The sequence below is a fragment of the Nakamurella flavida genome (genome assembly GCF_030811475.1).
Classification (GTDB): Bacteria; Actinomycetota; Actinomycetes; order Mycobacteriales; family Nakamurellaceae; genus Nakamurella; species Nakamurella flavida.
In genome coordinates this window covers 2,072,553-2,091,511 of sequence record NZ_JAUSQV010000001.1, presented here as the reverse complement: position 1 = coordinate 2,091,511, position 18,959 = coordinate 2,072,553, and the positions used below count along the sequence as shown (strand labels likewise).

Below are 18,959 nucleotides of genomic sequence, written 5' to 3'. Positions count from 1 at the left end.
CACGAACGCACAGTCCGGTGCATGAGCCTGGACGATCTCGACCGCCGCCTGCTGTCCGCCCTGCGCGCGGACGGCCGCGAGTCGGTCGCTTCCCTGGCCCGCCGGCTGCAGGTCACCCGGGCGACGGTGACCAGTCGGCTGGACAGACTGGTCAGCTCGGGGATCGTGCTCGGCTTCTCGGTGCGGGTCCGGGCCCAGGACGACCCGGACACGATCCGCGCCGTCACCCTCCTCGCCGTGGAGGGCCGCAACGCCGACCAGGTCATCGCCGCGCTCCGGGGCATCCCGGAAATCCGGGCCCTGCACAGCACCAACGGCGCCTGGGACCTCGTCGCCGAGATCAGCACCGACTCGCTCGGCGGGTTCGACCGGTTGCTCGGCCGCATCCGTGGCATCCCCGGCGTGGTGAACAGCGAGAGCAGTCTGCTGCTGAGCTCGGTGGTCTGAGTCCCGCGAGGCGCCGTCTACTGACCCACCCGCCCGTCGATGCACTCCCGCAGCAGATCCGCGTGCCCGTTGTGCCGGGCGTACTCCTCGACCCGGTGCACCCACAGCTCCCGGACTGCGATACCGGACGGGCCGACCCGTTCGTGCAGGTCGGGGTGTGCGGCGAGCAGGGCGTCGGTGGCCGCCTGCTCGCGGGCCAGGTCGGCGAACGCCCCGTCCACCACCGCCTGCTCTGGAACGGCGCCGTCGAAGTCCCCGTTGCCCCCGCCGTACAGCCGTGGCTCGGCGACATCCGGGCGCACCCACGTCCGCCAGTCCCGTTCGACCTCGGCGAGATGCCGGACCAGGCCGAGCAGGGACATCGTCGAGGGCGGGACGGACCGTCGAGCCAGCTGGTGGGGATCGAGCCCCGCGCACTTCATCGCCAGCGTCGATCGGTGATCGCTGAGGTAGTCCTGCAGGGTCGGCAGCTCACCGTCCGGGCTGACCCCGTCCGTGTTGCGCGGGTCCACCGCAGGGTCCAGCCACATGTCGGGGTAGACGGTGGCCGCCGTCCAACGCTCGGGAACGTCGGTCATCCGGACGACTGTGCTCGTCCGCGGCAGGACGGGCAAGGGTGCGGGGCCGGGCGTCGCCGACAGGGAACCCCATGTCGATCAGGACTCATGACGCATGTCCTCGTCGGGGGGACCTGCTCCAGCCGGCCAGGGCCAGCCCGGCCGAACCCCTCGGCCCCGCTCCCGCCGCGGTTGCACCGATCGCGGGCGGATTACGGCTGCGATGGGATCTCTGGCCGACGGCACCGAACCTGGCCCGTCCGAGCCCATCGACTTCCGGTCTGTGTGCTGGGGTCGATCTGTGACCGCTGTGACCGCTGTGACCGATGGGAACCCTGATACGACGGACGTCTCGCAGTGTCCCGGTGGCCGGGCGCGCCGCTGGTCAGGCCATCGGTGTCCGTGATGTCATGGGCGCAGCCCGAATGACACGTGTGTGATTCGGGTGGGTCGGGCATGTCAGGGGGCGCTGCCCCGCGGGAGGGGAACACCGGGATGGACACCGCAGCCGCGGCAGCGCAGGAGGAATCCGGCGACGGACTGGACCGGCGGGACCGCGACATCCTGGCCTTCGAACGCCAGTGGTGGCAGTTCGCCGGCCCGAAGGAGCAGGCCATCAAGGAGCGGTTCGACCTCTCCCCGACGCGTTACTACCAGGTGCTCAACGCGATCATCGACAATCCGGCGGCCTTGGCCGTCGATCCGCTGCTCGTCCGCCGGTTGCTCCGGGTGCGGGCCAGCCGCCGCAAGACCCGCTCGGCCCGACTCCTCGGCTTCGACAGCTAGGCCCGGGACGGTCGGCCCAGTCCACTAGCGCAATCGGCGCCGCGCGCCCGGATTGCGCGAACCCGCCGCCCCGCGGCGCCGCTGTGGCGGCAACGGGGAGCCGTCCGGCGACCGGCCGGCGACGCGCTGATGGCGCGGGGCGCGCACGGACAGCCGGACTCGCCGGCGGGTCCGGCGGTTGCGGAAGCGCTGGCCCTCCCACAGTTCCGGGTGGTTCTTCAGGTACTGGAACTTCCACACCGCGTACGGCAGGTGCAGCAGGTAGATGAGCAGGCCCAGGGAGAAGACGATCTCCGGCTGGTAGACCAGCGCGGCCACCGCCACCACCAGCAGCACCAGCATCGGCACGATCCACTCGGTGGTCACCCGCACCGACTTGAGCGCGATGGACGGCACCCGGGACACCATGAGCACGCCGACCAGCACCAACCAGAAGGACACCACCCACGGGTTGTTCCACGGCCCCTGCCCGGTGAGGCGGTTGGAGAGCAGCACCGGCATGAGGGCCAGCAGGCCGCCGGCCGGGGTGGGCACCCCGGTGAAGAAGCCCTTCGCCCAGGGTTTCGGGCTGTCGTCGTCCAACAGCGAGTTGAAGCGGGCGAGCCGGAGCGCCGCGCACACGGCGAAGACCAGGCAGGCCGTCCAGCCGACCGGGGTGTCCTCCAGCAGCCAGATGTAGGTGATCAGCGCGGGGGCCATGCCGAAGGACACGCAGTCCGACAGCGAGTCCAGCTCGGCACCGATCCGGCTGGTGGAGTTGAGCAGCCGGGCCGCCGGGCCGTCGAGGGAGTCGAAGATGGCCGCGGCGACCACCGCGGTCACGGCGAAGAACCACTGGCCCCGGAGCGCGAACGCCACCGAGGTGAGCCCGGAGGACAGCGCCAGCACGGTGATGGCGTTCGGCAGGAAGCGGACCCCCGGAACGCCGGTCATCAGACCCCGCCGGACGGTGCCGCCGGCAACGAGGCCAGCACCGTCTCGCCGCCGATCGTGCGCTGGCCCAGTTCGACACGCAGCTCGCTGCCCGCGGGGAGATAGGTGTCGACCCGCGACCCGAAGCGGATGAGCCCGTAGGTGGAGCCGGTGAGCACCGGCGCGCCGGTGACGGCCTGGCACACGATCCGGCGGGCGATCAGCCCGGCGATCTGGGTGACGACCAGCTCCCCGCCCCAGGTCGGCGCGATGACGACGGAGTTCCGCTCGTTGTCGGTGGAGGCCTTGTCCAGGTCGGCGGACAGGAACTTGCCCGGTCGGTAGGCGATCTTCGTGACGACCCCGTCGACGGGGATGCGCTGCACGTGGACGTCGAAGATCGACAGGAACACCGACACCCGGAGGCGGGGCGTGGGATCCAGGCCCAGCTCAACCGGGGGGACGGCTTCCTCGATCAACGAGACCAGGCCGTCCGCGGGGGCGACGACGAGGCCCTGACCGCGGGGGGCGACCCGGGCCGGGGCCCGGAAGAACGCGGCGCAGGCGACCGTGGCCACCGCGCCGACCCGGCCGACCACACCGCCGGCCTTCTTCAGGCCGACCGCACGCAACAGCTGCCGGGCGGTGACGGTGGCGCCCAGCGCGCCGAGCACGATGGGTCGTCCGCCCGGGTGGATCGGTGGGACGGTCTGCCGGATCAACCCGAGCAGGTGTCCACCGCCGGATCCCGGTGCGGGGGTCTTCGTGCGGTCGATGTCAGCCACTGCTGGGGGGATCCTCTCGCCGTGACCGCCCGGGCCGTCCGTGGCGGTCGCCGTCACGGTATCGGAGGACGCCGGGCGGTCGGCGGAGGTCCGGCCGGTCACCGGGCACGAATGGTCGGCCCGGCGACGCTCAGCGGGTCCGGCCCCGCTCGTACTGGGGCGCCCAGTACGTCTCGGAGCGGAGGGCGGCCGCGGCGCGCTGCGGCCAGGACGGCTCCCGCAGCAGCACCCGGGCCAGCAGCACGGCGTCCGCGGCTCCGTCCACCAGCACCTGCTCGGCCTGGGCGGGCTCGGTGATCAGGCCGACGGCGGCGACCGGCGCACCGGTCCCTTCGCGCAGGGCCCGGGCCAGCGGCACCTGGTAGCCGGGTCCCACCGGGATCTGCTGGTTGGGATGGTTCCCGCCGCTGGACACGTCGAACAGGTCCACCCCCCGACCCACCAGATCGGCGGCCACCGCGGTGACCTCCTCGACGGTCAGGCCTCCGTCCACCCAGTCGCTGGCGCTGAAGCGGACGAACAGCGGCACGTCGTCCGGCACGGCCGCGCGGACCGCCTCGACCACCTCGACGAGGACGCGGCTGCGCCCGGCCAGGTCGCCGCCGTAGGCATCGGTGCGCACGTTGGACACCGGGGAGAGGAACTGGTGCAGCAGGTAGCCGTGGGCGGCGTGCACCTCGACGACCCGGAACCCGGCGCCGACCGCGCGGCGGGCCGCGGCCGCGAAGTCGGCCACCACGCCGGCGATCTCCGCGGCGGTCAGCTCGCGGGGGGTGGCGTAGTCGCCCCAGGCCAGCGCGGACGGCGCGACCGTCGCCCAGCCGCCGTCGGCCGGGTCGACCGATCCGCTGCCCTCCCACGGGATGCGGGTGGACGCCTTGCGGCCGGCGTGGCCGAGCTGGATGCCCGGCACCGCGCCCTGGTCGGCGATGAACGCGGTGATCCGGCGGTAGTCCTGGGCCTGCTCGTCGGTCCAGATCCCCGCGTCGGCCGGCGAGATCCGACCCTCCGGCGACACTGCCGTGGCCTCGGCGATGACCAGACCGGCGCCGCCGCGGGCCAGGCCGCCCAGGTGCACCAGGTGCCAGTCGGTGGGGTGGCCGTCGCGCGAGGAGTACTGACACATCGGGGCCACCCACACGCGGTTGCGGAAGGTCGTCCCGCGCAGGGTCAGCGGGGTGAAGAGTCTGCTCATGCCCGGGACAACGTGGCCCGCAGGCCGGCCTTACCGGGCAGTGGCCGGGATCACGGTGACCCGGACCGGCCTCGCACCGGTGGTGCAGGACACGGACCAGGGGGCCGACGGCGGCCGGACGGCGGTTCCGGCCCGGTTACGGTGGGTGGCATGACCGACGCTGCGCACGAGCCGGCCCCCGAGAGCGCGGCGTCGACCGCCGCCGGGATCGTCATGCCGATCGGCGGCGCCGAGGACAAGGTCGGCAAGATGACCATCCTGCGCGAGGTGGTCCGACTCGCCGGTGGCCCCCGTGCCCGCGTCGTCGTGCTGTCCACCGCGTCCTCGCTGGGCGACGAGATCACCCACGCCTACCTGCAGCTGTTCTCCTCGCTCGGGGTGGAGAACGTGGTCGGCATCCGGCCGGAGAGCCGGGCGCAGGCCGCCTCGCCGGAGCTGGTCGCCACCTTGGACGACGCCACCGCGGTGTTCATGACGGGCGGCAACCAGACCAAGCTGGCCACGGTCGTCGTCGGCACCCCACTGGGCGACGCCATCGTGGCGGCGCACGAGCGCGGGGCCCTGGTCGCCGGGACGTCGGCCGGCGCCAGCATCTGCTCCTCGCACATGGTCTCGTTCGGCACCGGCGGGGCCACCCCGCGCTTCCGCATCGGCCAGGTCTCCCAGGGGCTCGGTCTGCTCGGCGAGGTCATCGTCGACCAGCACTTCACCCAGCGGAACCGGTTCGGCCGGCTGCTCGCCCTGGTCGCCGCCAACCCCGCCCAGCTGGGCATCGGCGTCGACGAGGACACCGCAGCCATCGTGCGCGCCCCCGGCCTGCTGGAGGTCAAGGGACGCGGCGTGGTGACGATCGTGGACGGCAGCGAGGTGGTCACCACCGCCTACACGGCCGCCGGCACCCAGCCGCTGATGCTGTCCGGGATCAAGCTGCACACCCTGCCCCGTGGTGCCGTCTTCGACCTGACCACCCGCACCCTGGTCAGTGCGCCGGGTCTGCCGGACACCTCCACGGCGCCCACGGTCGCGACGGTGGCCGACATCCCCGAGGGCATGCGGCCCTCCCCGCGCCGCATCGCCGCCGAGGGCGCCCACGTGGGCATCGCCGAGCTGCGCCGCCGGCCCGCCCCGGCCGGCTGACCGGAGCCGTCGGGTCGGGGCAGTCGGTCGGGGCAGCCGGGTCGGTCCGGAGCCCGGGGGAGCGTTCCCCGTCCGGGCGGGGCAGAATCGCACGATCGTGTCGCGTCCCCGACGGGGTGGGCGGGCCGTCGATCGTGTCCGCCGTGGTGGACCCCAGCATTCGACCCGAGAGGCAGCCGATGTCCGAGAAGCTGTTCGCCGTGACCATCCAGGAGACACGGATCTACCGGGGGCCCAACTACTTCAGCTACGGCCCGGCCGTCCACCTGACCGTGGACATCGGCCGGCTCGAGCAGTTCCCCACCGACACCCTGCCCGGCTTCACCGACGAACTGATCCGGCTCCTCCCCGGCCTGCACGACCACCAGTGCTCCCGCGGCCACGACGGTGGGTTCGTCGAGCGGCTCATCGAGGGCACCTGGGCGGGGCATGTCGTCGAGCACGTCGCCCTGGAGCTGCAGCGCACCGCCGGTCACGAGATGACCCGCGGAAAGACCCGGTCCACCGGCGCCACCGGTGTCTACAACGTCATCTACGGCTATCTCGACGAGACCGTCGGTTCGCTGGCCGGCCAGCTCGCGGTGCGGCTGGTCAACGACCTCGTCGTCGACCCCGCCACCGTCGGCCAGGCCGCCACCGGTCAGGCGGCCGGGAACCAGGGCGCCGAGGGGGAGCCCTTCGACTTCGCCACCGAGCACGAGGCCTTCCTGCGGACCAGCCAGCGGGTGGCCTTCGGGCCGTCCACCCAGGCGATCCTGGACGAGGCCATGTCCCGCGACATCCCCTGGCAGCGGCTGAACTCCGCGTCCCTGGTGCAGCTCGGGCAGGGCGTCAACCAGCAGCGGATCCGGGCCACGATGACCTCGATCACCAGCTCGCTGGCCGTCGACATCGCGTCCGACAAGGAGCTCACCAACCGGCTGCTGGCCTCGGCCGGTCTCCCGGTACCCGGGTCGGCCATGGTGCGCGAGGTGGAGGACGCCGTGCGCGCGGCCCGCCGCATCGGCTACCCCGTGGTGGTCAAGCCGTTGGACGGCAACCACGGTCGCGGTGTGGCCATCAACCTGCGCGACGGGGACGAGGTCCGGGCGGCGTTCGGGGAGGCCTACGACCAGTCCCGCCGCGGCTACGTGCTGGTCGAGGCGTTCATCACCGGCCGGGACTACCGCGTGCTGGTGGTCGGCGGGAACATGGTCGCCATCGCCGAACGCGTCCCCGCCCACGTCATCGGCGACGGCACGCACACCGTGGACGAGCTCGTCGAGCTGACCAACGCCGACCCCCGCCGCGGGGTGGGGCACGAGAAGGTGCTCACCCGCATCGAGGTCACCGACGGTGCCGTCGCCCTCGTCCGGGCCCAGGGCTTCGAGATGGACCAGGTCCCGCCGAAGGGCGAGACGGTGAAACTCGCACTGACGGCGAACATGTCGACCGGCGGCATCTCCATCGACCGCACCTTCGAGGCCCACCCGGACAACGTGGACATCGCCGAGGAGGCGGCCCGGGTCGTCGGCCTGGACATCGCCGGCATCGACTTCATCTGCCCGGACATCACCCAGCCCGTCCGCGAGACGGGCGGTGGCATCTGCGAGGTCAACGCCGCCCCGGGCTTCCGGATGCACACCCACCCGACGATCGGTGAACCGCAGTTCGTCTCCAAGCCGGTGGTGGACCTGCTGTTCCCGCCGGGCACCAGTTCCCGCATCCCGATCGTGGCGGTGACCGGCACCAACGGCAAGACCACCTGCAGCCGGATGATCGCCCGCATCTTCAAGTCCATCGGCAAGAAGGTCGGCATGACCTCGACCGACGGCATCGTCATCGACGGCCGGTTGATCATCAAGTCCGACGCGTCGGGCCCGAAGTCCGCGCGGATGGTGCTGCAGAACCCGCGGGTGGACTTCGCCGTGTTCGAGGTCGCCCGCGGTGGGATCCTGCGGGAGGGGCTGGGCTACGGCCGCAACGACGTCGCCGTGGTGCTCAACGTGGCCCCCGACCACCTCGGGCTGCGCGGCATCGACACCGTCGAGCAGCTGGCCAAGGTCAAGCAGGTCATCGTGGAGGCCGTGCCCAAGAACGGCTCCGCCGTGCTCAACGCCGACGACGAGCTCGTCGCCGCGATGCGCAAGGCCTGTTCGGGGGAGGTGGTGTGGTTCTCCCTCGAGCCGGACAACCGGATGATCACCGACCACTGCCGGCGCGGTGGCAAGGCCGTCATCCTGGAGCGGGGCGAGCTCGGCGATCTCATCGTGCTGGTGCACGGCCGGCGCCGGATGCCGCTGGCCTACACGCATCTGCTGCCGGCGACCTTCAACGGCAAGGCCATGTTCAACGTGCAGAACGCGATGGCCGCGGCCGCCGCGGCGTACTGCGCCGGCGCCCCGCTGCACGACATCCGCGCCGGGCTGCGCTCCTTCACCCCGTCGTACTACCAGGCCCCCGGCCGCATGAACCTGACCGAGGTGCAGGGCGTCAAGGTCATCGTCGACTACTGCCACAACGTCCCGGCGATGGCTGCGTTGGGTGACTTCGTGGACCGGTTCTTCGACGACGTGCCGGCCACGGTGGAACGTCCCCAGCGGATCGGGGTGGTGGCGACGGCCGGCGACCGCCGCGACCAGGACATGATCGACCTGGGCCGGGAGGCCGGCCGGCACTTCGACACGATCATCGTGCGGGAAGACGAGCGGTTGCGGGGGCGCAAGCCCGGCGAGACCGCGGCGCTCATCGAACTCGGCGCCCGGGAGGCGCAGGCCGGCGGCGGTCGGGTACGGCACATCGAGACGGTGCTGGACGAGATCGACGCCACCCGGGCGGGTGTGGCCCAGGCCAATCCCGGTGATCTGGTCGTGCTGTGCGTGGACCGCGCCCGCGAGGTGTGGGACGCGTTGCAGGCTTTCGGGCACGTCGCCCAGGCCGGCGCGGCCAAGGACGAGCAGAACTGAGCCGTGTCCGTCCGGTGACCCGGGTCGGGAGGGCGGCGTCCTCCCGACCCGGGTGCCGGGTGGGTCAGTTCTGGTAGGTCGGCGTGATGATCGCGCGGGCCAGGGTGTGGAACGCGAGCAGGAACGCCGCCTTGGTCGGGGTGTCACCGGCCTGCACCCCCAGCTTCTCGGTGTCCACGGCGTGCACCACGAAGTAGTAGCGGTGGGCGCGGTCCCCGGGCGGCGGGCCGGCGCCCTCGAAACCCGGTGCGCCACCGTCGGACTCGAGCTGTACCGCGCCCGCGGGCAGGTGTTCGCCGGACCCGTCGCCGAATCCGCGCGGGACGTCGGTGACCGAGACGGGCAGATCGGCCAGCGTCCAGTGCCAGTACCCGCTCGGGGTGGGGGCGTCGGGGTCGTAGCAGCTGATGACGAAGCTCTTCGTCTCCGCCGGGAATCCGCTCCAGCTCAACTGCGGCGAGGTGTTCCCGCCGTCGGCGGCGAACGTCTTGTCCATCGGGGCGCCGTCGGTGACGTCCTGGCTGGTCAGGGTGAAGCGGCCGACCGCCGGCATGCGCTCGTACGGATCGGCGGCGAGGGGGCGTTCCAGGGACATGGGATCTCCAGATCGGTGGGGTGGGAACGGATGTGCGGGACGGGATGGGCGGGGGGAGGACGTCAGCGGCGGATGTTCCGCCGGCCGTTGCGACCACTGCGGCCGACCAGGCTGACGACCAGGGACAGGGCCAGCGCCCCGAGCACGGCGACCCCGAAACTCGGCCAGTCCCAGCGGAACTGCCAGGACCGGCCGGTGGACAGCTGGTACACGAGACCGGCCAGCACCGCGCCGATGATGCCGGTGGCGATGTTCGCCAGGCAGCCACGCGGGCGGGGATCACGGACGATCAGCGACGACACCCACCCGGCCAGCGCGCCGAAGACGATCCAGCCGATGACGCTCACGACTGCCCCGCTTCCGCCGACCCGCTCTCGGCCTGCTCCGCCGGGACCAGCCCGCGCAGGGTCGCGGTGACCTGTGCCGGGTCGTCACCGCGGGCGACGGCCAGGCCGGCCAGGTAGCAGGTGAGCGGCGCCGCGACCCGGGCCACCCCGTGCGCGACGTCCCGGGTGAGGCCCAGCAGGTCGTCCCGCAGGTCCTTCGGCAGCGACCCGGGGGTGAGGTCCAGGGCCTTCTCGGCGTCGGCGATCCAGTCGTCCAGGGTGCTCATGGCTCAACGGTAGCGCCGGGGGACGGGAACGCGCCGTCCGTGGCGCCGTCAGCCGGTGAGCCCCACGTCACCGAGGTTGAGCTCGAGGCTGGGGGTGATCGTCGAGCCGACGACGGCGGTGGTCATCAGGTAGTTCAGCGTCTCGTAGTGGACGAAGGTGATGGGGGCGTCCTCGGCCACCGCCGCGCGGATCGCGGTGTACATCTCCTTGCGCTTCGCCTCGTCGATCTCGGCCGCGGCGGCGTCGATCATGGCGTCCACCTCGGGGTTCGCGTATCCCGTGGTGTTCACCGAGCCGCCCGAGCGGATGACCAGGGAGTAGAAGTTGTCCGGGTCGATGGTGCGCTCCTGGTACGCGCTGGTGATCTCGTAGTCGCCGGAGGAGAACCGGTCGAACCAGATGGAGACGTCCACCTGCTCGATCTCCATGGTGATGCCGATCTCCTTGAGCTGGTCGCGGACGACCTGCCCGGTCTTGAGCAGCTCCGGGTACTGCGGCAGTCCCAGGTAGTTGACGGTCAGCCCGTCGGGGTACCCGGCGGTGGCCAGCAGCGCCTTGGCCTTCGCGACGTCGGGGGCGCCGGCGAACGGGTCCTGGCCGTCGTACCAGACCGACCCGGTGGGGACCTCCTGCACGCCGACCTCCCCGGTGCCGAAGTAGGCCAGATCGCGGATGTCGGACCGGTTGATCGCCCAGGCCACGGCCTGCCGCACCTCCTTCTTGTCGAAGGGGGCCTTGGTGGTGTTCATGGCCAGGAAGTCCGGGATGCCGGAGACCGGGTTGGTGACCAGGGTGAACCGCGGGTCCTGGGTGAGGGTGGCGACCTGCTGCAGTGGGACCGCGTCCATCCAGTCGATCTCCCCGGCGGACAGCGCGTCGATGCGGCCCTGGTCGACGAGCAGGAAGCGGAACTCCACGCCGTCCAGGAACGGGTGTCCCTGGTCGAAGTAGCCGTCGAACTTCTTGACCGTGAGGTGGTCGCCCTGCACCCATTCGACGAACTGGAACGGCCCGGTGCCCACCGGGTTGCGGGCGGGATCCGCTGCGGTGACGGCCTTCTCGTTCATGATCTCGCCGTTGTTGGCCAGGTTGGTCAGGAACGGCGCGTAGGTGGACGACAGGGTGAAGGTGACCTGGGCGTCCCCGGTCACCTCGACGCTCTCGATCGCCGCGAAGAGCGGGGCGTAGGCGCTGGCCGTGGCCGGATCGGCGATGCGCTCGAAGGTGTACTTGACGTCGGCGGGGCCGAAGGTCTCACCGTTGTGCCAGGTGATTCCGGTGGCCAGGTCGAACACCCAGGTGGTGTCGTCCGTGGCGGTCCACTTGGTGGCCAGGTCGCCCACCAGGTTGCCGTCGGCGTCCAGGTCGACGAGCTTGCTGAAGATGTTGTCGTACACCTGGGCCCCGGTGTAGACCGCGGACACGGCGGGGTCGAGGCTGTCCGGCTCCCCGGTCAGCGCCGCCCGCAGGGTGCCGCCCGCGGTCGGGGCGCCGGGGGTACCGGACCCGCTGCCGGCGGCGGCCCCCGTGGACGCGGTGGTCCCCCCGGACCCGCAGGCGACCAGCGCCGGACCGGCCAGGGCGCCCAGCCCCAGCAGGCCGGCGCCGCGCAGCAGCGAGCGCCGGGAGAGGGAGGTGCCGGGCGGGAGCAGGAGGGCGGGCTGGGGCTTCATCGGGGTCTCCGGGTCTGGGGTCTCTGGAACGGGGAGGACGGGCTGGGGCTGGAGCTCAGGACTGCCGGGACTGGAGGAACGCCAGCACGGCGGCGTTGAACGGCTCCGGGCTCTCCCAGAGCGAGGCGTGCCCACCGGGGACGGTGACGAACTGCGATCCGGCGATCCCCTCGTGCAGCCGGCGGGAGAGTCGGACCGGGATGAGGATGTCCTCCTCCCCGGCGAGGACCAGGGTCGGCACGGTGATCTCGGCCAGCCGTGCGGTGGTGTCGTGCACCTGGATGGCGTGGAGCTGGGCCAGGTAGGCCTCCACGGGCATGGTCAGCTGCGCCATCCCGGCCTCGAACTCGGCCGCCTCGTCCGTCCGCTCCTCGAAGAACGGCACGGTGAACGCCCAGAGGGAGACGTCGCGCATGACGAACGGCACGCCCAGCTTCGGGGCCAGGTCCCCCCAGAAGGCGAACATGCGGGAGCAGAACGGCCCCGGGGCGGCGTAGGTGCAGGCCAGCGTGAGGGAGGCCAGGTCCTGCGGGTACGCGAGCGCGTACTCCTGGGCGATCATCCCGCCCATCGAGACACCGAGCAGGTGGAAGTCGGTGAGGCCCAGCGCGTCGACCAGACCCTTGGCGTCGGCGGCCATCCGGGCCGTGGTGTACGGGCCGGCCGGGGTGTCCGAGGCGCCGATGCCCCGGTTGTCGAACGAGAGCACCCGGTAGCCGGCGGCCAGCAGATCCGGCACCTGGTAGGCCCAGGTGTCCAGGTCGTCGGCCAGACCGTTGATCAGCACGACGGTCTGCGGGCCCTCGCCCTCCAGGCGGTAGTTCAGCCGGACGCCGTCGACGGTGATCTCGGTGCGGGCGGGGGCGGGAGTGGTATCGGTCATGACGGCCTTCGGCTCGGTGGGGTTCGGGGGGAGATCGGTCAGGGTGCGAGGGCGGCGGGGTCCGCCCGTGCGGCCCGGCGGGCACGACGGATCCGGGCGCCGACCGGGTCGGGGACGGGCACGGCGGCGAGCAGGGCCCGGGTGTACTCGTGCTGCGGGTCGGCGAAGAGCTGTGCGGCCGGGGCGGTCTCGACCACCGTGCCGTGGAAGAGCACGGTCACCCGGTCGCTGATGTGCTCGACGACGCCCATGTCGTGCGAGACGAACAGGATGGCCACGCCCAGATCGCGCTGCAGCTGGGCGAACAGGTTCAGCACCTGCGCCTGGACGCTGACGTCCAGCGCGCTGACCGGTTCGTCGGCCACGATGAGGTCCGGGCCCGAGGCGAGCGCGGCGGCGATGCCGACCCGCTGGCGTTGCCCACCGGAGAGCTGGCTGGGCCGTCGGTCCGCGGACGAGGCGGGCAGACCGACCTGCCCGAGCAGCTCGCGGACCCGGCGCTCCCGGTCGGCCGGGGTGCCGATCCGGTGGGCGACGAGTGACTCGGCGATGCTGCGGCCGATGGTCCACCGCGGGTCCAGGCTCGCGTAGGGGTCCTGGAACACCGGCTGCACCCGCCGCCGGAACTCCGCGCGGGCCCGGCGGCCCAGCGAGAGCACATCGGTGCCGTCGAAGGTGATGCTGCCGGCGGTCGGCGCCGTCATCCCCAGCACGCACCGGGCCACCGTCGTCTTCCCGCTGCCCGATTCGCCGACCAGGCCGAGGGTCTCGCCGCGGTCGACCGTCAGGTCGACGTCGTCGACCACCCGCACCGGTCGCGAGCCGAACAGGCCGTGCGGGGCCCGGTACTCCTTGACCAGCCCGGTGACCTGCAGCAGCGGGCTCATCGCACACCGTCCTTCGTCAGCGTGGGCGCCGCATCCGGGTGGCCCGGCGCGTGCAGCCAGCAGCGGACCTCGTCCGATCCGACCCGGACCACCGGAGGTGCGGTGTCGCACACCGGCATCCGGGACGGGCAGCGGTCGGCGAACCGGCAGCCGGCGGGGGGCGCGGTCAGGTCGGGGACCTCGCCGGGGATGACCGCCAGCTCGCCGCGCGCCACCCCGGGCGCGGGGGTGGCCGCGAGCAGGGCCCGGGTGTAGGGGTGCCGGGGGTGCGCGAACAGCTCGGCGGCCGGGGCCAGCTCGATGATCTGCCCGGCGTACATGACCGCCACCCGGTCGCAGACCTGCGCGACCACGGCCAGGTCGTGCGTGATCAGCAGGACGGCGGTGGTCCGCTGCACGCACAGGTCGGAGATCAGGTCGAGGACCTGGGCCTGGATGGTGACGTCCAGTGCGGTGGTCGGCTCGTCGGCGATGAGCACGGCCGGGTCGTTGATCAACGCACAGGCGATGACCACCCGCTGGCGCATGCCGCCGGAGAACCGGTGCGGGGGGTCGTCGTAGCGGGCACGGGCGTCGGTGATGCCGACCTGGTGCAGCTGCTGCACGGCCAGTTCCTTGGCTCCCCGGCGGCCGACCGGGCGGTGGGCGCGGACGGTCTCGGCGATCTGCTCGCCGATGCCGGCGGTGGGGTCCAGGCTGGTGGCCGGATCCTGGGTGACCATCGCGATGGCGTCACCCCGCAGCCGACGGTGCGCCTCGGCGTCGAGCCCGATCGTCGGCGTGCCGTCGAGCACCACCTGGCCGGTGACCACGGCCGAGCGCGGCAGCAGCGACATGGCCGCGCGGGCCAGGGTCGACTTGCCGCAGCCGCTCTCGCCGACCAGGCCGACGATCTCGCCGGGCGCCAGCGCGAGGTCCACGCCGTCGACGGCGCGCAGCAGGCCGCGGCCGGTGGGCAGGTCGACGGTCAGCCCGGTCAGTTCCAGGGCGGGGGCGCTCATGCCGACACCCCGTCCGGGTCCAGGGCGGAGCGCAGGCCGTCGCCCAGCAGGTTCAGGGCCAGCACGGTGAGCGCGATGGCGACGCCCGGGTAGATCTCGACCCAGGGCGCCTGGCCGAGGACGTCCCGTCCGTCGGCGAGCATCAGCCCGAGCGACGGGGTGGGCGGTTGCGCGCCCAGGCCCAGGTAGCTCAGCGCGGCCTCCACCTGCATGGCGAAGCCGGCCAGCACCGAGGCCTGGACGACCAGCGCACCCACCGAGTTGGGCAGCACGTGCCGGGTGATCGTGGCCAGGTGACCGGTGCCGCGGGCGCGCGCCCCCTCGACGAACGGCAGCGCGGTGGTGGTCAGCGCCCCGGCCCGCATCACCCGGGCCAGGATGGGCAGGTAGATGATCGCGATGGCCAGCGCGGCGACCAGGCTGCCCGGGCCGATGATGGCGATGAGGGTGACCGCGAGCAGCAGCGCCGGGAGCACCAGCACCATGTCCAGCGGGCGGGAGATGACCGTGTCCACCCAACCGCCGAAGTACCCGGCGAGCAGCCCGAGCGGCACGGCGAACAGGGTGGCCACCGCGACCGAGCCGATGGCCACGGCCAGGCTCACCCGGAAGCCGTAGAGCACGCGGCTGAGCACGTCCCGCCCGAGGGCGTCGGAGCCGAACGGGTGGGCGAACGACGGGGAGCCGAGAACCTGGGTGGCGTCGACGCTCTCCGGGTCGTGCGGGGCCAGCAGCGGCGCCAGCAGCGCGACCGCCACCAGCAGCAGGATCAGCACGGCACCGACCCGGGCCCGGCCGCGGATGCGTGGCCGCCGGCGGCGGCGGACCGACGCCGGTGTCGGCGGGGTCCCGGTGACCGGGGGCAGCGGGACGAGGGTGCTCATGAACTGCTCCGTTCGGCGACGCGCGGGTCGATCAGGGCGACGAGCAGATCGGTGACCAGGGTGACGAGGATGAACAGCACCGCGACGACGAGCACGCCGGCCTGCACCACCGGGTAGTTCCGCTGGGTGATCGAGGTGACGATGAGCCGGCCCAGACCCGGGAGGGCGAAGAGGTTCTCGATGATGATCGCGCCGCCGAGCAGCACCCCGAACTGGACACCGACCACCGTCACGATCGGGGTGGCCGCACTGCGCAGGGCGTGCCGGTACACGATCCGGCTCTCCCGCACCCCCTTGGCCCGCAGGAAGTCCACGAAGGGTTGGTGCAGCACGGTCTCCATCGCGGCCCGGGTGGTGCGCAGGATGTAGGCGGCCTCCCCGACGGCCAGGGTGAGGACGGGCAGCACCATGTACCGCAGGTTGCCCATCGGATCCTGGGTGAACGGCACGTACCCGGACGGCGGCAGCCAGGCCAGCGTCCCGGAGAAGAGCAGCACGAGCATGATGCCGAGCCAGAAGTCCGGGATGCTGACCCCGAGCACCACGAAGCCGTCGGTGGCCCGGCCGACCGTCCCGCGGCGGACCGCCGCCCGGATGCCCAGCGGGATACCGACCAGCAGCGCCACCGCCATCGACAGCACGGCCAGCTCGACGGTGACCGGGAGTCGCTGCGCCAGCAGCTCGGTCAGCGGGGCCTTGCTGATGAAGTCCTGGCCCAGATCGCCGTGCAGTATGCCGCCGATCCACGAGAAGTACTGCGACACCAGGGGTCTGTCCAGTCCGAGCTGGGCGCGGACGGTGGCCACGTTGGCGTCGGTGGCCCGGAAGCCGAGCATGGTGCGGGCCGGATCGCCGGGGACGAGCCGGATGATGAGGAAGACGAACACGCTCATCACCACCAGCACGGGGATGACGATGACGACCCGTCGCACGACGAACCTCAGGGTGGGACTCATGTGCTGTTCTTCCCGACCTTGGTCAGCAGATCCCGGATGAGCTTCTCGGTCAGGCCGAAGTGATCGGCGGCGATGGCGCGGGCCCGCTCCGCGTCCTGGTCGGCGACGGCCTGCACCAGGTCCTCGTGCTGGGTGACGGCCGTGGCCCGCACCTGCTCGGTGTACGGCTCGGCGCCCAGGTTCAACGTCACCCGCGCCCGCATCTGGGTGCTCAGGCCGACGAGCACCGCATTGCCGGAGGCCTGCGCGACGGCCCGGTGCAGCCGGGCGTCGGCGGCGCGGGAGGCCTCCCGGTCGGGGGCGGCCCGGTAGTCGGCGGCGGCCCGGAACATCTCCGGCAGGGCCTCGGCGGGCCGCCGGCGGGCGGCGGTGTCGGCGATCAGGCCCTCGATCAGCCGACGCGCGTCGAAGAGCGCCTCGAAGTGCTCCCAGTCCGGGGAGATGGACCGCTGCACCATCTCCGCGGAGCGTGGACCCCAGCCCGACAGCACGAACCAGCCGCCCGAGCGGCCCCGGCGCACCTCCAGGTAGCCGGCCTCGACCATCCGGCGCAGACCCTCGCGGACGGTGGTCCGGGAGACCTGGAGCATGCCCACCAGATCGCGTTCGGCGGGCAGACGCTGACCGGGCACGTAGATGCCCAGCGCGACGGCGGTCACCAGCCGGTCGACCACGGCATCGGCCGCGCCGGCCACCGCGATCCGTCGACCCAGCGGGTCCGGGTGCGCCTGCAGTGCCTCGGGCAGCAGCAGATCCGGATGGTCGGTCACGAGCCACCCGCCCCGTCTCCGGCCGGCCGGTAGTAGGTGCGCAGGAAGTGGGCCAGGGTGATCGCGCCGTCCACGATGCTCTGCAGTCCGACGGACTCGTCCACCCCGTGCATGCCCGCCGCGTCCGGCCCGTAGCAGAGCGCCGGCACCCCGAAGTGGTTGAGGTACGTACGCGCGTCGGTGGTGCTCCCCATGACGACGGTGTCCGGGCGCGTGCCGTGCGCCTGTTCGTGCGCAGCCCGCACCGCCTCGTCGAGCGGATGGCCCTGCGCCAACGAATACCCCGGTGCCCGCAGCCCACTGGACCGGACGGTCGGCGGTGCGGGAAAGGCTCCGGCGGCAGCGGTCCGCTCGATCACCTCGACGGCGCGGCGCTCGGCCTCCTCGGGGCTCCAGGCGCGGGGGAAGCCCACCCGGACCCGCAGTCGGGCGGTGGCCGGCACGCTGGAGGTCCAGTCCCCGGCGTCCAGCCCGCCGACGTTCAGGTTGTAGGGACTCTCCACCCCGGCGAACACCGGATCGTCGGTGGTCGCCCCGATCCACTGCTGCCAGCCGCGGAGGGCGTCGATGACCTGGTAGGCGAGATCGACGGCGTTGACCGCCTGGTGCGCGGCCTGGGCGTGGGCCGCCCGGCCGGTCAGCGTGATCTCCAGCCACAGCACACCGATGCCGGCGAGCATGACGCCGAGCCCGGTGGGTTCGAGCAGCAGCACGGCGTCGGCGAGCACCCCGGCCCGTGCGGCGGCCAGCGTCCCGTTGCCGGTGTTCTCCTCCTCGACCACGGCCAGGAAGCTCAGTGGTCCGCTGATCGCACCGGGCTCGACCGCGTCGAGCGCGGCCACGGCCAGGGCGCCCATCGCGAAGCCGCACTTCATGTCGCCGGCACCCCGGCCGTACAGCCGGCCGTCCCGCCGTTGCGGGAAGAACGGCGGGCTGGTCCACAGCTCGGGGGACTCCGCCGGGACGACGTCCATGTGCCCGTTGAGCAGCAGCGACGGGCCGTCGGCTCCCATGCCCCGGCGGCCCACGCACACCGAACGGTCCAGCGCGGGGCCGGCCGGGACCCCCGCGCGCGGATCGCCGGCGACGTCGCCCAGCGGGATGTCCTGCACGGCGAACCCCAGCTCGACCAGGGTGGCGGCGAAGACGTCCAGGCCGCCCTGCTCCCGACCGGCCGTGGTGGGTGCGGCGACCAGGCGCTCCAGGTAGTCGAAGGCCCACTCCGATCGGCCGAGCACGGCGTCCCGGATCTGCGTCGCGAACACCGGCGGTCCCTCCGTGGCGATGGTCTCGGGAAAAGGTCTGACGGGCAGACCTCACCACAGAAAACGTCCAGTGCCCAGGCCATTTACACACTGGCAACACGCGACGGCGAAGTGTCGACGGACAGTGACGTGAGATCGCGGACGGTGCTGCCCAGAAGGGGTACTCAGGTGTGACAGGTACAAACGGCAGGGACGCCCTCACGCCGAGAGGATCACCGCCCGTGCCTGATTCGACCGTTCCGCCCCGCCCGCAGCGCGCCTCCGACGCCGACCGCGCGTACGTCAGCCAGGTGGTGCACCGGGCCGTCGGCATGGGGATGCTGACGTTGGACGAGGCCGACGACCGGCTGGGGGCCGTCTACGCCGCTCAGTACCGCACCGAGCTGGCCGCGCTCGTCGACGATCTCCCGGTGGACGAGCCCGCGATGGGGGCCGCGCCCGTCGACGCGGCCACCGTCAACCGCTGGGAGCAGGTGCAGGCCGCCACCTGGCGGCGGGCGGAGACCGCGCAGGACGTGCTGACCCGCAGCCGGATCGGGGCCTGGCTGCTCTTCCTGCTGGTGTTCATGATCATCCTGTCGCTGCTGGCCGGCACCGTCCCGGTCGGCGGGCACGGCGGTGGGATGCCCGGCGGCGGCGGGGGCATACCCGGTCGGTGACCCGGTCC

The 18,959-nt window shown here is 72.5% G+C and carries 20 protein-coding genes; 5 read left to right on the top strand and 15 right to left on the bottom strand.

The window, feature by feature from the left end; translation table 11 throughout:
* Positions 1-21 precede the first annotated feature (21 nt).
* Positions 22-447: an Lrp/AsnC family transcriptional regulator gene (locus tag J2S58_RS09415; RefSeq protein WP_205258145.1), complete on the top strand. Its 426-nt coding sequence runs from the start codon at positions 22-24 to the stop codon at positions 445-447.
* A gap of 17 nt (positions 448-464) precedes the next feature.
* Here the strand turns inward: J2S58_RS09415 and J2S58_RS09410 are convergent, their stop codons facing one another.
* On the bottom strand, positions 465-1,025 hold the full coding sequence (locus J2S58_RS09410) for a DinB family protein (protein WP_205258146.1): 561 nt from the start codon (positions 1,023-1,025) through the stop codon (positions 465-467).
* 474 nt (positions 1,026-1,499) lie between these two features.
* Here J2S58_RS09410 and J2S58_RS09405 point away from each other — a divergent pair, with 474 nt between their 5' ends.
* Positions 1,500-1,790, top strand: coding sequence for a DUF3263 domain-containing protein (locus tag J2S58_RS09405; RefSeq protein WP_205258147.1), 291 nt, complete (start codon positions 1,500-1,502; stop codon positions 1,788-1,790).
* Positions 1,791-1,814: 24 nt separating this feature from the next.
* Here J2S58_RS09405 and pssA read toward each other — a convergent pair whose 3' ends face one another.
* The 3 genes from pssA to J2S58_RS09390 form a co-directional block, all read right to left on the bottom strand.
* Positions 1,815-2,723 carry a CDP-diacylglycerol--serine O-phosphatidyltransferase gene (gene pssA / locus J2S58_RS09400; RefSeq protein ID WP_205258148.1) on the bottom strand — a complete coding sequence of 303 codons (909 nt, stop codon included), beginning with the start codon at positions 2,721-2,723 and terminating at the stop codon, positions 1,815-1,817.
* Positions 2,723-3,478, bottom strand: coding sequence for a phosphatidylserine decarboxylase (locus J2S58_RS09395; RefSeq protein ID WP_205258197.1), 756 nt, complete (start codon positions 3,476-3,478; stop codon positions 2,723-2,725). Before J2S58_RS09395 ends, pssA begins: the two co-directional genes overlap by 1 nt.
* A 139-nt stretch (positions 3,479-3,617) precedes the next feature.
* Positions 3,618-4,682 (bottom strand): NADH:flavin oxidoreductase/NADH oxidase, encoded by a 1,065-nt coding sequence (locus tag J2S58_RS09390; RefSeq protein WP_205258149.1) that lies wholly within the window; start codon positions 4,680-4,682, stop codon positions 3,618-3,620.
* A gap of 150 nt (positions 4,683-4,832) precedes the next feature.
* On the opposite strand from J2S58_RS09390, the gene J2S58_RS09385 reads away from it, so the two are divergent.
* Both J2S58_RS09385 and cphA read left to right on the top strand, forming a co-directional pair.
* A complete protein-coding gene (locus tag J2S58_RS09385) occupies positions 4,833-5,819 on the top strand; it encodes a cyanophycinase (RefSeq protein WP_205258150.1) in 987 nt (328 codons plus the stop codon).
* Positions 5,820-5,998: 179 nt separating this feature from the next.
* On the top strand, positions 5,999-8,764 hold the full coding sequence (gene cphA / locus J2S58_RS09380; RefSeq protein ID WP_205258151.1) for a cyanophycin synthetase: 2,766 nt from the start codon (positions 5,999-6,001) through the stop codon (positions 8,762-8,764).
* A 64-nt stretch (positions 8,765-8,828) separates the two neighbouring features.
* Here the strand turns inward: cphA and J2S58_RS09375 are convergent, their stop codons facing one another.
* The 11 genes from J2S58_RS09375 to J2S58_RS09325 form a co-directional block, all read right to left on the bottom strand.
* Positions 8,829-9,359 (bottom strand): YbhB/YbcL family Raf kinase inhibitor-like protein, encoded by a 531-nt coding sequence (locus J2S58_RS09375; RefSeq protein ID WP_205258152.1) that lies wholly within the window; start codon positions 9,357-9,359, stop codon positions 8,829-8,831.
* Positions 9,360-9,421: 62 nt separating this feature from the next.
* Positions 9,422-9,706 carry a GlsB/YeaQ/YmgE family stress response membrane protein gene (locus J2S58_RS09370; RefSeq protein ID WP_205258153.1) on the bottom strand — a complete coding sequence of 95 codons (285 nt, stop codon included), beginning with the start codon at positions 9,704-9,706 and terminating at the stop codon, positions 9,422-9,424.
* The gene (locus J2S58_RS09365; protein WP_205258154.1) at positions 9,703-9,972 is read right to left on the bottom strand and encodes a DUF6457 domain-containing protein; all 270 of its coding nucleotides are present in this window, start codon (positions 9,970-9,972) and stop codon (positions 9,703-9,705) included. The genes J2S58_RS09370 and J2S58_RS09365 overlap by 4 nt, the downstream gene beginning before the upstream one ends.
* A gap of 48 nt (positions 9,973-10,020) precedes the next feature.
* The gene (locus J2S58_RS09360; protein WP_205258155.1) at positions 10,021-11,646 is read right to left on the bottom strand and encodes an ABC transporter substrate-binding protein; all 1,626 of its coding nucleotides are present in this window, start codon (positions 11,644-11,646) and stop codon (positions 10,021-10,023) included.
* A gap of 55 nt (positions 11,647-11,701) precedes the next feature.
* Entirely contained in the window at positions 11,702-12,529 is an 828-nt protein-coding gene (locus J2S58_RS09355) for an alpha/beta fold hydrolase (protein ID WP_205258156.1), read from the bottom strand.
* 38 nt (positions 12,530-12,567) lie between these two features.
* Positions 12,568-13,416: an ATP-binding cassette domain-containing protein gene (locus J2S58_RS09350; RefSeq protein ID WP_205258157.1), complete on the bottom strand. Its 849-nt coding sequence runs from the start codon at positions 13,414-13,416 to the stop codon at positions 12,568-12,570.
* Positions 13,413-14,417 (bottom strand): ABC transporter ATP-binding protein, encoded by a 1,005-nt coding sequence (locus J2S58_RS09345; protein WP_205258158.1) that lies wholly within the window; start codon positions 14,415-14,417, stop codon positions 13,413-13,415. Before J2S58_RS09345 ends, J2S58_RS09350 begins: the two co-directional genes overlap by 4 nt.
* The gene (locus J2S58_RS09340) at positions 14,414-15,301 is read right to left on the bottom strand and encodes an ABC transporter permease (protein ID WP_205258159.1); all 888 of its coding nucleotides are present in this window, start codon (positions 15,299-15,301) and stop codon (positions 14,414-14,416) included. The genes J2S58_RS09345 and J2S58_RS09340 overlap by 4 nt, the downstream gene beginning before the upstream one ends.
* Entirely contained in the window at positions 15,298-16,257 is a 960-nt protein-coding gene (locus J2S58_RS09335; protein ID WP_205258160.1) for an ABC transporter permease, read from the bottom strand. The genes J2S58_RS09340 and J2S58_RS09335 overlap by 4 nt, the downstream gene beginning before the upstream one ends.
* Positions 16,254-17,027: a FadR/GntR family transcriptional regulator gene (locus J2S58_RS09330; protein ID WP_205258161.1), complete on the bottom strand. Its 774-nt coding sequence runs from the start codon at positions 17,025-17,027 to the stop codon at positions 16,254-16,256. Before J2S58_RS09330 ends, J2S58_RS09335 begins: the two co-directional genes overlap by 4 nt.
* Positions 17,024-18,292 (bottom strand): M20/M25/M40 family metallo-hydrolase, encoded by a 1,269-nt coding sequence (locus J2S58_RS09325; protein WP_205258162.1) that lies wholly within the window; start codon positions 18,290-18,292, stop codon positions 17,024-17,026. The genes J2S58_RS09330 and J2S58_RS09325 overlap by 4 nt, the downstream gene beginning before the upstream one ends.
* A 221-nt stretch (positions 18,293-18,513) precedes the next feature.
* Between J2S58_RS09325 and J2S58_RS09320 the strand changes: the two genes are divergently transcribed.
* Entirely contained in the window at positions 18,514-18,951 is a 438-nt protein-coding gene (locus tag J2S58_RS09320) for a DUF1707 SHOCT-like domain-containing protein (RefSeq protein WP_205258163.1), read from the top strand.
* Positions 18,952-18,959: the final 8 nt, after the last annotated feature.

What these genes read in the sequence shown, in the direction of transcription:
- pssA (WP_205258148.1), bottom strand. Translation starts at nt 2,723, where the DNA reads ATGACCGGCGTTCCGGGGGTCCGCTTCCTGCCGAACGCCATCACCGTG.
- J2S58_RS09340 (WP_205258159.1), bottom strand. Translation starts at nt 15,301, where the DNA reads ATGAGCACCCTCGTCCCGCTGCCCCCGGTCACCGGGACCCCGCCGACA.
- J2S58_RS09360 (WP_205258155.1), bottom strand. Translation starts at nt 11,646, where the DNA reads ATGAAGCCCCAGCCCGCCCTCCTGCTCCCGCCCGGCACCTCCCTCTCC.
- J2S58_RS09375 (WP_205258152.1), bottom strand. Translation starts at nt 9,359, where the DNA reads ATGTCCCTGGAACGCCCCCTCGCCGCCGATCCGTACGAGCGCATGCCG.
- J2S58_RS09415 (WP_205258145.1), top strand. Translation starts at nt 22, where the DNA reads ATGAGCCTGGACGATCTCGACCGCCGCCTGCTGTCCGCCCTGCGCGCG.
- J2S58_RS09410 (WP_205258146.1), bottom strand. Translation starts at nt 1,025, where the DNA reads ATGACCGACGTTCCCGAGCGTTGGACGGCGGCCACCGTCTACCCCGAC.
- J2S58_RS09405 (WP_205258147.1), top strand. Translation starts at nt 1,500, where the DNA reads ATGGACACCGCAGCCGCGGCAGCGCAGGAGGAATCCGGCGACGGACTG.
- cphA (WP_205258151.1), top strand. Translation starts at nt 5,999, where the DNA reads ATGTCCGAGAAGCTGTTCGCCGTGACCATCCAGGAGACACGGATCTAC.
- J2S58_RS09355 (WP_205258156.1), bottom strand. Translation starts at nt 12,529, where the DNA reads ATGACCGATACCACTCCCGCCCCCGCCCGCACCGAGATCACCGTCGAC.
- J2S58_RS09350 (WP_205258157.1), bottom strand. Translation starts at nt 13,416, where the DNA reads ATGAGCCCGCTGCTGCAGGTCACCGGGCTGGTCAAGGAGTACCGGGCC.
- J2S58_RS09345 (WP_205258158.1), bottom strand. Translation starts at nt 14,417, where the DNA reads ATGAGCGCCCCCGCCCTGGAACTGACCGGGCTGACCGTCGACCTGCCC.
- J2S58_RS09385 (WP_205258150.1), top strand. Translation starts at nt 4,833, where the DNA reads ATGACCGACGCTGCGCACGAGCCGGCCCCCGAGAGCGCGGCGTCGACC.
- J2S58_RS09390 (WP_205258149.1), bottom strand. Translation starts at nt 4,682, where the DNA reads ATGAGCAGACTCTTCACCCCGCTGACCCTGCGCGGGACGACCTTCCGC.
- J2S58_RS09365 (WP_205258154.1), bottom strand. Translation starts at nt 9,972, where the DNA reads ATGAGCACCCTGGACGACTGGATCGCCGACGCCGAGAAGGCCCTGGAC.
- J2S58_RS09335 (WP_205258160.1), bottom strand. Translation starts at nt 16,257, where the DNA reads ATGAGTCCCACCCTGAGGTTCGTCGTGCGACGGGTCGTCATCGTCATC.